Here is a 13,225-nt window from a genome sequence, read left to right as displayed (position 1 = left end):
CTCAGTGGTCGTCCTCGCGCCACTTCTGGCCGCACTCGGTACAGGTGAAAAAGCGGGTCTCGGACTCGTCGGCCGAGCGGATCTGTTTCATCTCGTAGCGGGCGCGGTCGTTGTCGCAGTCGGGGTTGGCACACTTGACCCTCGTGGTGGGGCCGATCTCGGCGTCGTCGACGTCGGACATGTCGACCGCGCTGCTGTGTTCTTGGCCCTGCGTCGTCTTCATCGTCGCCTCCTTCGCGCGGTCACGCAGCTTCTCGTGACCTTCCGGACAGACCCACTTGTCTCCGTCCGTCTTCATCATCGAGCCGCACTCGTCACAGAACTCCATGGTACTGGACTCAATCGGTTGGCACACTTAAGCTCCCCGGAGTGATAAGCGCTGTCGTCCCCTGTTACCGGCACTCCGTCGACCGTTCCGGCGACGCCCGACTGCGACCGACGAGGGACCCCTCCCGTCGCGGCGAACGGCTCGTCTCAGAGCGGCTCTCCCACCGCCGCTTCGAGTTCGGCGTACAGCTCCTCCGGGTTCGCGAAGGAGTCGCGCTCCGACTCGGAGACGACGACCCCGAGGTTGGTCTCATCCCCGTTCGCATCGACGGTCACGTCCGAGAACGCGGCCGCGGCGTCGGCCCGCATCACCGGGTACTCCAGCCGCTCACACCGCTCTTCGACGCCGCCTCCCCCGCTCGGGTCGTTCATACTTCCCCAAGCGATGCCAGCGACTTGGCTGTATGGGCCGTGGTGACTGTCTTCTCGGATCGACTGTATCGAAAACGCGGAAACGTGCGGGGTGTCAGGCGTCGCCGTCGGACTGCCCCGGTTCGCCGACGGCTTCGATGGGCAGGACGGTCTGGAGTTCGACGAACAGGTCCTCCGGGGAGTCGAACGTGGGCGTCCGCGTCCGTTCGATGAGCGCCCCGAGGTTCGTCTGGCCGTCGGCCATCAACAGCGTCGACTGCTCGAACGACTCGGCCGCCGTCTCGCGGTTGAGGGGGTACTCCAGGGTCTCGAACTGCTCGTAGAGGGTGTTCAGCTTGAGTTCTGATTCCACATACATTATTAATCGTTATCGTATTTAACCGCGCCGGTCGTGTCACTTGAACACATACGAACGCGCCCGGGAACGACCACGTCCGGACGCGACTCGGAACGCTCTTTCCGCCGGCGTCGTAGGAGCAAGCAGATGGTCCTCGGAACCGACCGTCGGGTGCTCGCGCTCGGCTTCGCCCGCATGGCAGACGCGCTCGGTAACTCGTTTCTCATCATCGTCCTCCCGCTGTTCATCGCGAGCGGCCGCGTCTCGCTGGCGGGCATCGCCGGCGTTCGCCTCTCTCTCGGACCGGTCTCGTTGCTCGTCACCGAGTCGCTGCTCATCGGCATCGTCCTCTCGCTGTTCGGCTTCCTGAACTCGTTCTGTCAGCCCCTCACGGGGCGGCTCTCGGACCGGACCGGCAGACGTCGGGTCTACATCCTCTTCGGCCTCGCACTCTTGGGCGTCGCCAGCGCCGCGTACCTCGTGGTCTCGTCGTACTGGCTGGTGCTCGTCCTCCGCGCCCTGCAGGGCATCGCCGCCGGCTTCACCATCCCCGCAACGGTCGCGCTGGTGAACGAACTCGCGACTTCGGGGGACAGGGGCGGCAACTTCGGCGTCTTCAACACGCTCAGACTCGTGGGCTTCGGCTTCGGCCCCATCGTCGCCGGCGTCGTCGTCGAGACGGTCAGCATCGACGCCGCCTTCGCCGTCGCCGTCGTCGGCGCGTTCGTCTCGCTGCTCCTCGTCGTCGTCCTGGTCGAGGACCCCCAGCGGACGGACACGACGGCGGCCGACGACCTCTCGGTCTCCATGCGCGGCACCGACTCCCTCCTCGACCCCGTGTTCGCTCTCGGCGTCGGGACGTTCTGCATGGCAATCGGCATCGCCCTGTTCGCCACGCTCGAAGGGCAGGTCAACGACCGTCTCTCGCAGGGGACGCTGCTGTTCGGCGTGCAGTTCGGCGCCGTCGTCATCGCCAACGTCCTCTTTCAGATTCCCGTCGGCCGCGCCTCGGACCGAATCGGTCGCCGACCGTTCCTGCTGGTGGGCTTTCTCCTCTTGGTCCCCTCCGTCCTCGCACAGGGGTTCGTCACCGACTCGCTGCTCATGGTCGGCGCGCGCTTCGTTCAGGGCGTGGCCGTCGCGATGGTGTTCGCCCCGTCGCTCGCGCTGGCGGGTGACCTCGCCGGCGAGGGACAGTCGGGGACCACGCTGTCGGTGCTGACGATGGCGTTCGGCCTCGGCGTCGCCTTCGGTCCACTCGTCTCCGGGTATCTGGAACGGTTCGGCTTCGCCGTCCCGTTCGTCTTCGGGGCCGCCCTCGCGGTGGTCGCGCTCGTCGTCACCTACAGCCAGGTCGAAGAAACCGTTTCGGACCCCGCCGGACTGAGCGGGGTGACGCCGCAGGACGACTGACTCACCTACACGTACACGCACTCGAACTCGAACGCGAACGCCATCCACCCGAACGCCGCCCGCCAGAGCGCGACTTACTCGAAGTCGGCGTCGCGCTTCTCGACGAACGCCTCCATCCCCTCGCGCTGGTCGTGCGTCCCGAAGAGGCCGGACCAGGTGCGCCGCTCGAAGTCCAGCGCCGCGTCCCGGGGCGCCTCGTGGTGCTTGTTCAGCGCCTCCTTCGCCGCCCGGAGCGCGAACTTCGGCTTCGCGGCGAGTTCGGCTGCCATCTCAGCGACGTGTTCGTCTAGCTGGTCGTGGGCGACCACCTCCCCGACGAGGCCGTACTCGTAGGCGTCCTGCGCGTCGATGCGGTCGCCGAAGAAGACGAGTCGGCGTGCCACCTCGTCGCCGACGAGCGCGGGGAGCCGCTGGGTGCCGCCCCAGCCGGGGATGATGCCCAGGTCGATTTCGGTCTGACCGAGGACGGCGCGCTCCGAGGCGACGCGGAGGTCACACGCGAGCGCCATCTCGCAGCCGCCGCCGAAGGCGTAGCCGTTGACGGCGGCGATGGTCGGGGCGGGAAGCCGTTCGAGCGTCCGGCAGATGTCGTGGCCCTGCGCGGCGTACTCCTCTGCCTCCTCGGTGGAGAGCGACTGCATGTACGAGATGTCCGCACCCGCGATGAACGCCTTGTCGCCCGCACCCGTGAGGACGAGCGCGCGGACATCGGCGTCCTCGGCGGCCGCGAGCGCCTCCTCCAGGGCGTCCATCGTCTCCGTGTTGAGCGCGTTGAGGCTGTCGGGGCGGTCCACGGTCAGGGTGGCGACGTCGTCAGCGATGTCGAGCGAGACTGTCTCCCAGTCCGTATCTGTCGTCATGGGCGGGGCCACGTGGCCGTCGGGTTTAACCGTTGGCTCCGCGGCCAATCGTCGCAGTGGGTGTTGTGCGAGACGGGCCCGTCGGTGACTCGCAGGACTCGCTCACTCCCGTCCGCCGACCGGCCCTGCGGTGGCGCGGCCGGTCCGACTCCGGTCGGACCGCCGCGCGAGGGATGACTGAGCGACCGAACGAACGAAGTGAGTGACTGAGCGAAGGAATCGGCTGGGGAGGGTGTGGCATCACCGCCCTGGCGACTGCCTTCGTGCGCTTGACTGCTGTTCGGTAGTCACCGTGACCGCGTTTCGGCTGAGGCTTCTCGGAGTAGCCAGCAGGTTTCGTTCGCCGAGGGGAGTACCCCGATATCTGAAACGGGCGACGGACTGCACGCGTTAGCGTCGAGTCCGTTCAGCGCAACCAAAAGCGCGGTAGCGACGAGGGTTCTAACCGCAGAACAGAACACCCATGTACGAAGCCGACCCACGCACCGACAGATGACGCTCTCCGAGGAGGCCACGGAGCGACTGGCCGACATCGTCCGCCTCCAGCCCACGAAGAACAAAGAACTCCAGAAACGCTGGGGTCTCGACAGCGGGAGCGAGGTCCACCAGTACCTCGAAAACGACCTGAAGGAGTACTACTACCGCGACGACAACAGCCTCATCCGCGCGACGGCCGAGGCGGCCGAACTGGTCGACGTCGACCCCGGCGTCGAGGCCGACGACGAGGGCGGCGTCCCGTCGGTCATCCGCGTCCCCGAACTCGAAGCGCGGGTGTTCGAGGCCGTCGCCGGCCCCGACGAGCGGTCGATGAGCGTCGTGAGCGTGCTCCACCGGCTTCGCGAGACGACGGCGCTCGACCCCGACGTCGACGCGGTCCGGCAGGCGCTGCAGAGCCTCCGACGCAAGGGGGTCGTCGAAGTCGAGTACCGCGCGGTTCCGACGTTTCGACGGGCCGTCGCGGCCGACGCCGTCACCGTCGAGGCCGTCGAGAGCGCGTCGAACGACGAGAGCGCCACCGGCGACTGACTACTCCTCCTCTCGCTCCCGGCCGCGAACGCGCTCGCGCCGACGTTCGAGCAGCGACCTGATCCCCTTCCCCGGTCCCCCCTCGATCGGCCAGCCTCGCGTCCGCCACCCCGGCGGCTCCGGTTCGAACGAGCGACAGGAACCGGCACACTCCGCGTTCGTCTGACACCGCCCCTTCGCCGCACAGTGCGGGACGAACGCGCCGCCGACCTCGGTGAGTTCGAAGTGTCGACAGTCGGGTCGCATCGTGTCGACGTACGACCGCCAGCCCCGCCCGTAGGCGCGTTCGGCGATGACGGTTCGGCGGTCTTCGCTCTCGTCGTCGGGGGAGAGCCGCGAGGGGTGCCACAGCACCTCCGCCGTACCGGAGAGAGGATCGACCGCGAGGACGCCCGCCTCGACGGGGAACTCCTCTAAGAGGACGGCGGGCACGGACTCGTCGGTCGCTCGCGTGGCGACCCACACCTCGTCGAGGAGGCCGCAGTCCACGTCGTATCTGATCTGAGACGCGAGCGCGCGGGCGGCGCTCGCGTCGAGGTCGGGCTTGTTCTCGATGGCGACGACTCTCGAAATCCAGTCCGGGTACGGCGCGACCCGCCGGAGTTCGATGCGATTCCCGCGGCGGCGCGTCTCGACCGCGTCCCGGGCGGCCGCGCGGTGAATCGCCTCGCGGACGTACCGCCAGGGGTAGCCCGGGTGCGGGAGGGCGTCGCGGTACCACGCCCACTCCGCCGGGGCGTGCCGGACGACGTGCAGGAGATCCGAGTCGAGTTCGTCCGGACCCAGGAGGTCACGACCTCTGAGCCCGGCCGGGTCCGCCTCGACGACGAGCGTGTCCCACCGGCGCTTCCGCGTGCCGACCTGTCGTGCGACGAGGACGGCGTCGGCTCTCGGCCCGTCCGGCGGCCACTCGCGCTCGGCCCACCGGCAGGCGACGAGTTCGAACGTGAACTCCGAATCCACCGCCAGGTCCGTCACGCGCTACGCGAGGTACGTCCGCCCCTCCTCGGTCTTCTCCGCGAGTTCGTCCAGGTATCGGTGGGCGCGCCTGAATATCTCGCGCGGGCCGTCCTGGGTGATGGTGTTGATGGCCTGCTCGTAGTCGCGCCACTGCAGGTCGCGGTGTTCGCGGGAGAGTTCGGCGCTGGCCTCGAACGACCGCGCGATGAACAGGTGAACCGTCTTGTGGATGGTCGTCCCGTTCGCTTCGAACACGTAGCTGTAATCCTCGCGGAAGCCGTCGACGAGGCGGAAATCCTCGACACCGGCTTCCTCTCTGACTTCTCTGATCGCCGTCTGCTGGAGTTCCTCGTCGCCTTCGACCCCGCCCTTGGGGAACTCCCAGTCCCCCGGTCGGCTCTTCAGGAGCAAGTACTCCCGGTGGCCACGGGTGTCGCGGAAGAGGATCGCTCCAGCGCTAACCGCTTCCACTGCCATTACCTCTGATAACCATGCCAACGTTTAAGAGGGTGTCGGAGCCAGGAACCGTCGGCTCCGCCGACGGACCGCGGCGCAGTTCGTGTCAATCGGTTTGTAAACGCCGGGAGACGGCGGTGGGTGGACACGGCCCACCGCCCCTCCCCAGACAGCGAGGCGTCCCGACGAGTCCTGACGAGCGACACCACCGATGGGCGAGCCGTGTTCAGATGCGCTTTTGAACCCAGCGAATAGAAGGGAGTAGTAATGACCTTCGTCACGAAACTCTCGCTCGAGAGCGGCGACCGGGCCGTCCTCGAGGAGACCGTTACCGACATCAAGCAGTTCCTCGAGCGGAAGGGCGCGGAGTGTCGCGGCCCGTTCAACGACCCGCCGCAGCACCTCTCGGTGCCGCAGTACCGCAACCTCTCCCCCGGCGACCGGTTCTCCCCGTGGGACTATCCGGTGTACTCGCGCCGTCTCGAAATCCACGGGAACGACCACATCGCTCGTCAGATCGGCCACCGCGACTTCCCGCCCAGCCTCCACGTCGAAATCGAGGTCGAACACCGAAAACCGGCCGGCCACCGCCGCTCCTGAGGCCGAGTCCTGCCCCCGAGAGCCGACGCGACTATCACTTCTGACGGCGCAGCGTCCGCACGCTCCTGGGCCGTCACCCCCTGCCGACCTATCGCGTTTCGGTCGGTTCAGTCCGCCCCGACGACCGAGAGGAGTTCGGCCTCTCCCTCGTGTGACGCCGAATCGAACGACCGAACCCTGAGCCGAACCTGCTCGTCGAGCAGCGCGTGGTCGGCGTCGCGGATGTGAAGCTTCGAGTCGCCGATGCGGACGACGACGCCGGACTCGTTCGTCCCCGTGACGTAGGCGGTGAACTCCTCGCCCGGTTCGAAGCCGGGCGTCGCCGTCCGGAAGGTGACGGCCGAACGTATCGTCTCCAGGAGGCTCATACGCGGCTCACCTCCCCGAGCGGCGGTCGCTGACGTACTCCCGACCGTAGCCGGTCCACGCGGCGAGGAGGAACACGCCGACGAGGAACCAGCCGTGGAAGACGAACGGCCAAACCGACGCCGGGTTGACCAGCATCGCCGACGTGAACCACTCGTACTCGCCGGGCAGTCCCTGCATGGCGGTGAAGCCCGCGAGCACGCCGCCGCCCCACGGGAAGATGTACCCCAGCGCCGAGGTGTTGGCGTCGAGGATGTTCGCCCGTCGGTAGCCGTTGATGTTGAACCGGGTCCCGATACGGGAGATGTACGGCGCGATGGCGATCTCCGCCGCGGTGTTGATGGTGATGGCGGCGTTGACCGTCGCGGTCCCGAGCACCATCGTCGTCTCCGCTCTTCGAACACTGGTCGCCACCCGTTCGAGCAGGAACGACTGGACGGCGTCGAAGCCGCCGCCCCGCTGCATCACCTCCGCGCCGGCGACGATGAGGAGGACGAGGACGATGAGCGGGAAGAACCCCGCCGCGCCCGAGTACAGCGAGCCACCGACACCCGACTCGGTCGTGGGAACGAGCGTGATGACGCTCCCCACGAGGGGGACCGCGTCGAGCGACCGGGCGACCCCCGCCGACTCGGGCGCGCGGAACACCAACATCCCGGCGGCCGGCGCGAGGTCGAGCACGAGGTTGAGCGCGATGCTGAGAAGCAACCCCCACGAGACGGCCTCGACGATGTGCCGCCCGCTGATGGCCGTCCCGATGACCACACCGATGGAGAGGAGGTGGACGAGGCCGAGCGGGCGGGCCGCCTCGGTGATGCCCGCCGCACCCTCCAGTGGCGTCCCGGCCATCGCCGGCCCGGCGACGAGGTACCCGACGAACGCGAGGACGGCGGCAACGATGGCGTACTTGAACCGCGAGGCGACGACGCCGCCGATGTCGGCGTCCTGCGTGACCGCCGAGACGATGGTCGTGTCGGAGACGGGCGCGAGGTTGTCGCCGAACACCGCCCCCGAGAGGATGGCGCCGAACAGCAGCACCGGCGAGGCGCCCAGAAGGACGCCCGCCGGGAAGACGAGCGCCGTGAAGGCGATGGCCGTCCCGTAGCCCGTCCCGATGCCGGTCGCGAGCAGCGCCGCGAGGAGGAAGGTGACCGCGGGGAACAGCGCCGCGCCCACGTCGACGACGGACGCGGCCCAGACGAGGCCGTCGACGAACCCGCCCGTCTGGATGGTGGCGGCGAACATCCCCGCCCAGAGCCACGCGACGATGGCCGTCGCCGCCACCCGTTTCGTCATGCCGTCGAACACCACGTCGGCGTACTCCTTCCAGTCGCCGCGGACGAAGAAGAGGCCGACGATGAGGCCGAGGAGCATCCCCACGACGAGGCCGGTGGTGTCGCCGATTCCGAGCAGGCCGCTCTGGACCACCGCCCACACGACGAAGAACGCCACCGGCACCGCACTCGCCGCGGGACCGCCGCGGAACGTCAGACGCGTCCCTTCGTCGGTTCCGTCGACTCCGCTGGGTTGGTCGCTCATTTGTCGGTAGCGGGGCGAGGTGACTGATAAAACCGCACGGACTATCGCTTCCGTGACCCGTGGTGACGTGTGACGTCCGCCTGCGACGGTCGCGACTCCGTCCGGGGCCCGTCTCGTCGACCGCTACTCCTCGGCGTCTTCGTCGTCGTTCCCTCTTTCGCTTTCGTCTCCTCCCGCGCCGTCTTCGGATGCTCCCTCGTCCTTGTTCTCGTCGTCGCCGTCGTCACTGTCGCCGTCGCTGGCTTCGTCAGCCGCGTCGCTGTCAACCTCGCTCTCCCCGTCGTCGGACTGTCCCTCCCCGGAGACCGCCCGCCTCGCGGCGTTGACCCACCGGCGACCCCTGCCCGGGGCGACGGACGCGGCCTCGGCGACGGTGACCGGGTCGGCCGCGGCGAGGTCCGCGAGCGTCTCGTACCCGGCCGTCTGCAACCGCTCGGCGTAGGTCGAACCGAGTCCGCCGAGTCGTCGCAGGTCGCTTTCTTCCTCGGGCATCTCGAACTCCGTGACATCCCCGGCGCTCTCGACCGGCTGTGCGGAACTCGCCGGCGGGCCGACTGTCAGGTCACCGGTCTCGGGAACGGCCCCGTCCGGCGCGCCGGTTCCGACACCACCCCGCTGGCCCTCGGCCGACGAGGGCGTCTCCACCGGTTCGAGGTCCTCCGGAACGACGTACCGGAGCTGGTGGATCGGCACGAACCCGATGACCTTCTTGCGCTTCTTGTCTTTCGTGAGCAACACGCCCGATTCGAGCGCCTTGAAGTTCTCACAGGAGAACTCCGTTCCATCCGTCAGGACGACTCGCATACCCTCGTTTCGACGGCGAGACACATCAACTCTCTTCGGCTTGCACGTCGGAACCACTTAGACAGGTGGGAGTCTTCTCCCGGGTATGAGCATCGAGGACCTCCGGAACCTCCGTCGCGACCTCCACCGTCATCCCGAACCCGCCTGGCGCGAGTTCTACACCACCGCCCGCATCGTCGACGAACTCGAAACCCGCCCGCTCGACGCCCTCTACGTCGGACCGGAGGTGCTCGGCGAGGACCGGAACGCCGTTCCCGACGACGACGAACTCGACTCGTGGATGGCCCGTGCCCGCGAGGCGGGGGCGCGCGAGGACATCGTCGAGCGTCTCGCCGGTGGCTACACCGGGGCACTGGCCGTCCTCGAACGGGGAGAGGGTCCGACGGTCGGCCTCCGCGTCGACATCGACGGCCTCCCCATCCTGGAGGCCGACGACGACCACCGTCCGTTCGAAGAAGGGTTCCGCTCGGAGAACGAGGGGTTCATGCACGCCTGCGGACACGACGCCCACGCGACCATCGGCATCGGCGTCATCGATGCGATTCTCGACAGCGACTTCCAGGGGACGCTCAAGGTGGTGTTCCAGCCCGCCGAGGAGGTCATCGGCGGCGGCGAACCCGTCGTCGCGGGCGGCCACCTCGACGACGTCGACTACCTGCTCGCCGTGCACGTCGGCCTCGACCACCCCAGCGGCGAAGTCGTCGCCGGTATCGACGGCTTCCTCGCCGTCCACCACCTCTCGGTCGCCTTCACTGGTGAATCGTCGCACGCCGGTGCGCGCCCCGAACAGGGCCGGAACGCGAACCTCGCGCTCGCCACAGCAGTACAGAACCTCCACGCCATCCCCCGTCACGCCGACGGGGCGACGCGAGTGAACGCCGGCGTCATCGAGGGCGGCACGGCGTCGAACATCGTCGCCGAGGCGAGCGAGATGGAGGTCGAGGTCCGCGGCGAGACGACTGACCTGATGGAGTACATGGGCGAGCACGCCGAGCGTATCGTCCGCGCCGCGGGGGAGATGCACGCCTGCGAGGTCGAAATCGAGAGCGTCGCCCGCGCGCCCTCCGCGGTGAGCGACCCCGAACTCGCGGACGTCGTCGGCGCGGTCGCATCGGGGGTGGAGGGCGTCGAGCGCGTCCTCCCGTCGGACGCGCTCGGCGGGAGCGAGGACGCGACGTACCTCATGCAGCACGTCCAGGAGCGGGGAGGGAAGGCCGCCTACGTCGGCATCGGCACCGACCACCCGACCGGCCACCACACCCCGCGGTTCGACGTCGACGAGGAGTCGATCCGAATCGGTATCGAGACGCTCTCGGGTGCCATCGAGCGGATCGCCGTCGAACGGCCCTGAGCGTCGTCTCTCGAACGGTCGCCCGAAAACCCACTCTGCTCCATCACCCGAACACCACGAACCCCGCGGGGACGGCGAGAAAGCCCGCGAGCGCCGCGACGGTGTGCCACGGCGACCGGCGGACGGTGTCGAGTCCGACCGAGACGGCGCGGACGACCGGGTCGAGCGCGAGGAGGACGACGAGCGTGATCGCGCTCGCGACGACACCCACGGCCACCACGGCCACGACGCCCCCGCCGTCGCCGAGCAGCATCGCCACGACGAGGGTGTCCGCGAGCGTCCCGACGTTCGCCCCGAGCACGTACGGCGCCGTCTCGCGGCGGTCGAGGTAGCCGCGGCTGTACAGCGGGACGACAATCCCGAGCGAGAAGGCGACGCTCGTCGTGAGCGCGGTGACGACGAACCCGACCGCCCCCGCTCGCCAGCGGTTGTCGAGCCCCGTCGTGACCCACGCGCGGACCCGGTCGCCGTCGACCGAGTCGAGGACGCGGTCCGCCACGTCGAGCGAGACGAACAGCAAGACGACGGCCCCGGCCGCGGCGAGGGGCGCGCCGACCCATTCGATCACCGACGCGGCGACCGGTTCGAAGACCGTGGGAACCGTCACGCCGTGGCCGGCGACTCCCCGCCCGAGCGCCGCCGTCACCCCGTCGAGGGAGTCGACCCGGAGCCACCGGAGCAGGAGGTAGCCGCCGACGGCCGTCGGGAGGTAGACGACCGCGGTGAGCCCGCTCGCGAGCAACCCGAGTTCGAGCGAACTCCCGACGCCGACGGTCGTCCCCGCCGCGACGGCACGGCCCCGGAGCGCGTCGAGCGCGCCGACGACGAGAACGATGCCCGTCGCGCCGAGGCGCGACCCGACGACGAGCAGCAACAGCTGTGACGCCGTGAGGAGGCCCGAGGCGTGCAGCGAGAGGGAGACGGCGGCGACGACCGTCTCGTTCCCGAGGAGGGTCGCCACGAGCCACCCCGTCCCCAGCGCGGGCAGGGCCGAGACGTGGTTCGCCGCGACGAACCGCTGGAGCGTCGGCGTCAGCGCGCCGGTCGCCGTGCCGAGGAGGCGGACGGCGAACAGGAAGCAGAGAACGGTCGCGACGACGCCGGCCCACGTCGGCAAGGCGGCGATGCGGGCCCGCACGTCCTTTCGGTCCATCGTCTGCAGACCCGCAAGCCGAACGGATAAACGGCCCGGGCGGTCCGACTCGGAGCGTCAGTACTTCGGGTCGGCGCCGGTCGTCTCGTAGACGCGGTCCATGATCTCGTCGCGGGTGGCCTGCCAGCCGCCGAGCGCACCCGGCCGGGAGGGGTACCGCTGGTAGTGGCTCAGCAGGTCGTCCGCGACGCGCTTCGTCTCGAAGAAGTTCCAGATCTGCCTCCAGTGGCCGTAGCTCTCCTTGAGCGTCTGTGCGATCAAGAACGGAGACATCGAGGTCGACCCGTCGTACAGCGCCTCGGCGATTTTCTCGCCCGGGAGCGACGCGAGCAGACCCATGAGGCTGTCGACGTCGACGGCCGTCGAGAGGACGTTGTACACGTCGAGGGCGGCGTAGCGCGCGCCGAAGTGGTCCATCACGCGCTCGTTGTAGCGCCAGAGCGTCTCCTCGCTCACGTCGCCCTCGCTCACGGCTTCGACGACCTGCTCGGCCGCGTACTTCCCCGAGTAAGCGGCGCCGGCGATGCCGCCCCCCGTCGTCGGGTTGACGAGGCCGGCCGCGTCACCCGCCGCGATGAAGCCCGGCGCGGTCGCCGAGTCGTACGGTCGTCTCGTGGGGAGGGCCGCGCCGAGTTTGTCCGTCACCCGGGCGTTCCGGAACTCGGGTCGGTCGCGCAGGTCACGCCGGAGGTCCTCGACGAGTTTCATCGGCTCCTCGTTCATCTGGAAGCCGAGGCCGACGTTGATTTCGGTGCCCGTCCGGGGGAAGTACCAGAGGTAGCCCGCGGCGCGCTGGGTGGGCTTGAACACCAGCGCGTCCTTCCAGGGGACTTCCTCTTCGACCTCGACGATTTCGCGGTAGGCCGAGGAGAACTGCGAGTACGAGACGTTGGTGTCGAACGTCGCCCCGAGAGGTCGGCCTTGTCCTGCAGGATGGAGAGCGAACCCGCCCCGTCGAGGGTAACCGCGGCCTCGTAGGTGACGACCTCCCCCTTCCGCTTCGCGCGGACGCCCGTCACCCGTCCGTCCTCCTGGGTGACGTCCTGCACGACGGTGTCGTAGTGGAACTCCGCGCCGGCCTCGGAGGCTCCCTCGATGATGCGGCGGCCGTACTCCCAGCGGTCGATGACGGCCAACTCGCCGGGGACCGGGATTTCGAGGACGGTGTCCTCCTGGGGAATCTCGAAGCGGCCGTGGTCGACGCCCGTGTTGGTGAACGCGGGCGCCAGTTGGGACTTGGGGATGGCGTCGGGGAAGTTGTCCGCGCCCTTCAGGGCGTCGCCGCAGGCGATGTGGCCCGCTTCCTCCCGCGTCTTGCGCTCGACGACGACGACGTCGAGACCCTCTCGGGCCGCCGTCGCCGCGGCGTAGCACCCGGCGGTGCCCGCGCCGACGACGACGAGGTCGTACTCGTGGGTAGTCATTGGTAGGTCTTCCCGAGTCGGAGGTGAAAACTCTTCGTTCCCGAGTCGGTCGTCTCGTTCGTCGCTCGTGTGGCTACACGTGGTGACCGGAGTTGGCGCGAGATACGACCAGTGTTCTCGACTGGGGAGCGACCGGGCACGAGAGAGACACTGTGACAGGGGAAAACAACCGCGTACGAGGGATAGAGGATGTCTGCGGCGCGGGAGAGCAACCGCATACGAGAGACACTGTGACAC

At 68.8% G+C, this 13,225-nt stretch carries 14 protein-coding genes and 1 pseudogene; 4 read left to right on the top strand and 11 right to left on the bottom strand.

What is annotated here, in order from left to right; all coding sequences use genetic code 11:
- Position 1 precedes the first annotated feature (1 nt).
- From C2R22_RS08655 to C2R22_RS08645, 3 genes are all read right to left on the bottom strand, one after another.
- Entirely contained in the window at positions 2-328 is a 327-nt protein-coding gene (locus C2R22_RS08655; protein ID WP_103425397.1) for an RPA12/RPB9/RPC11 RNA polymerase family protein, read from the bottom strand.
- Positions 329-474: 146 nt separating this feature from the next.
- A complete protein-coding gene (locus C2R22_RS08650) occupies positions 475-699 on the bottom strand; it encodes a DUF5789 family protein (RefSeq protein ID WP_103425396.1) in 225 nt (74 codons plus the stop codon).
- Between the two features lie 94 nt (positions 700-793).
- Complete coding sequence (locus tag C2R22_RS08645) at positions 794-1,057, bottom strand: DUF5789 family protein (protein ID WP_103425395.1); 264 nt, start codon at positions 1,055-1,057, stop codon at positions 794-796.
- A 126-nt stretch (positions 1,058-1,183) separates the two neighbouring features.
- Here C2R22_RS08645 and C2R22_RS08640 point away from each other — a divergent pair, with 126 nt between their 5' ends.
- Positions 1,184-2,449 (top strand): MFS transporter, encoded by a 1,266-nt coding sequence (locus tag C2R22_RS08640; protein ID WP_103425394.1) that lies wholly within the window; start codon positions 1,184-1,186, stop codon positions 2,447-2,449.
- A 74-nt stretch (positions 2,450-2,523) separates the two neighbouring features.
- Here C2R22_RS08640 and C2R22_RS08635 read toward each other — a convergent pair whose 3' ends face one another.
- A complete protein-coding gene (locus tag C2R22_RS08635) occupies positions 2,524-3,309 on the bottom strand; it encodes an enoyl-CoA hydratase/isomerase family protein (RefSeq protein WP_103425393.1) in 786 nt (261 codons plus the stop codon).
- A 492-nt stretch (positions 3,310-3,801) separates the two neighbouring features.
- Between C2R22_RS08635 and C2R22_RS08630 the strand changes: the two genes are divergently transcribed.
- Positions 3,802-4,335 (top strand): DUF5797 family protein, encoded by a 534-nt coding sequence (locus C2R22_RS08630; protein ID WP_103425392.1) that lies wholly within the window; start codon positions 3,802-3,804, stop codon positions 4,333-4,335.
- Here the strand turns inward: C2R22_RS08630 and C2R22_RS08625 are convergent, their stop codons facing one another.
- Positions 4,336-5,313 carry a DUF5787 family protein gene (locus C2R22_RS08625; protein ID WP_103425391.1) on the bottom strand — a complete coding sequence of 326 codons (978 nt, stop codon included), beginning with the start codon at positions 5,311-5,313 and terminating at the stop codon, positions 4,336-4,338. It lies immediately after the preceding gene.
- 3 nt (positions 5,314-5,316) lie between these two features.
- On the bottom strand, positions 5,317-5,772 hold the full coding sequence (locus tag C2R22_RS08620) for a bis(5'-nucleosyl)-tetraphosphatase (protein ID WP_103425390.1): 456 nt from the start codon (positions 5,770-5,772) through the stop codon (positions 5,317-5,319).
- 246 nt (positions 5,773-6,018) lie between these two features.
- Between C2R22_RS08620 and C2R22_RS08615 the strand changes: the two genes are divergently transcribed.
- A complete protein-coding gene (locus C2R22_RS08615; protein ID WP_103425389.1) occupies positions 6,019-6,351 on the top strand; it encodes an uS10/mL48 family ribosomal protein in 333 nt (110 codons plus the stop codon).
- 107 nt (positions 6,352-6,458) lie between these two features.
- On the opposite strand, the gene C2R22_RS08610 is transcribed toward C2R22_RS08615, so the two are convergent.
- The 3 genes from C2R22_RS08610 to C2R22_RS24975 all read right to left on the bottom strand — a co-directional run bounded on the left by C2R22_RS08610 (position 6,459) and on the right by C2R22_RS24975 (position 9,060).
- Positions 6,459-6,719 (bottom strand): DUF7513 family protein, encoded by a 261-nt coding sequence (locus tag C2R22_RS08610; protein WP_103425388.1) that lies wholly within the window; start codon positions 6,717-6,719, stop codon positions 6,459-6,461.
- A 7-nt stretch (positions 6,720-6,726) separates the two neighbouring features.
- Complete coding sequence (locus C2R22_RS08605) at positions 6,727-8,256, bottom strand: Na+/H+ antiporter NhaC family protein (RefSeq protein WP_103425387.1); 1,530 nt, start codon at positions 8,254-8,256, stop codon at positions 6,727-6,729.
- 123 nt (positions 8,257-8,379) lie between these two features.
- On the bottom strand, positions 8,380-9,060 hold the full coding sequence (locus C2R22_RS24975; protein ID WP_162562429.1) for a helix-hairpin-helix domain-containing protein: 681 nt from the start codon (positions 9,058-9,060) through the stop codon (positions 8,380-8,382).
- Between the two features lie 85 nt (positions 9,061-9,145).
- Here C2R22_RS24975 and C2R22_RS08595 point away from each other — a divergent pair, with 85 nt between their 5' ends.
- Complete coding sequence (locus tag C2R22_RS08595) at positions 9,146-10,411, top strand: amidohydrolase (RefSeq protein ID WP_103425386.1); 1,266 nt, start codon at positions 9,146-9,148, stop codon at positions 10,409-10,411.
- Between the two features lie 43 nt (positions 10,412-10,454).
- Here the strand turns inward: C2R22_RS08595 and C2R22_RS08590 are convergent, their stop codons facing one another.
- Both C2R22_RS08590 and C2R22_RS08585 read right to left on the bottom strand, forming a co-directional pair.
- Positions 10,455-11,564: a sodium:phosphate symporter gene (locus tag C2R22_RS08590; protein WP_103425385.1), complete on the bottom strand. Its 1,110-nt coding sequence runs from the start codon at positions 11,562-11,564 to the stop codon at positions 10,455-10,457.
- A 57-nt stretch (positions 11,565-11,621) separates the two neighbouring features.
- Positions 11,622-12,988: pseudogene (locus C2R22_RS08585) on the bottom strand (geranylgeranyl reductase family protein).
- Between the last annotated feature and the right edge of the window lie 237 nt (positions 12,989-13,225).

The sequence above is a fragment of the Salinigranum rubrum genome (genome assembly GCF_002906575.1).
GTDB lineage: Archaea > Halobacteriota > Halobacteria > Halobacteriales > Haloferacaceae > Salinigranum > Salinigranum rubrum.
This window is presented reverse-complemented; position numbering and strand designations above follow the sequence as displayed.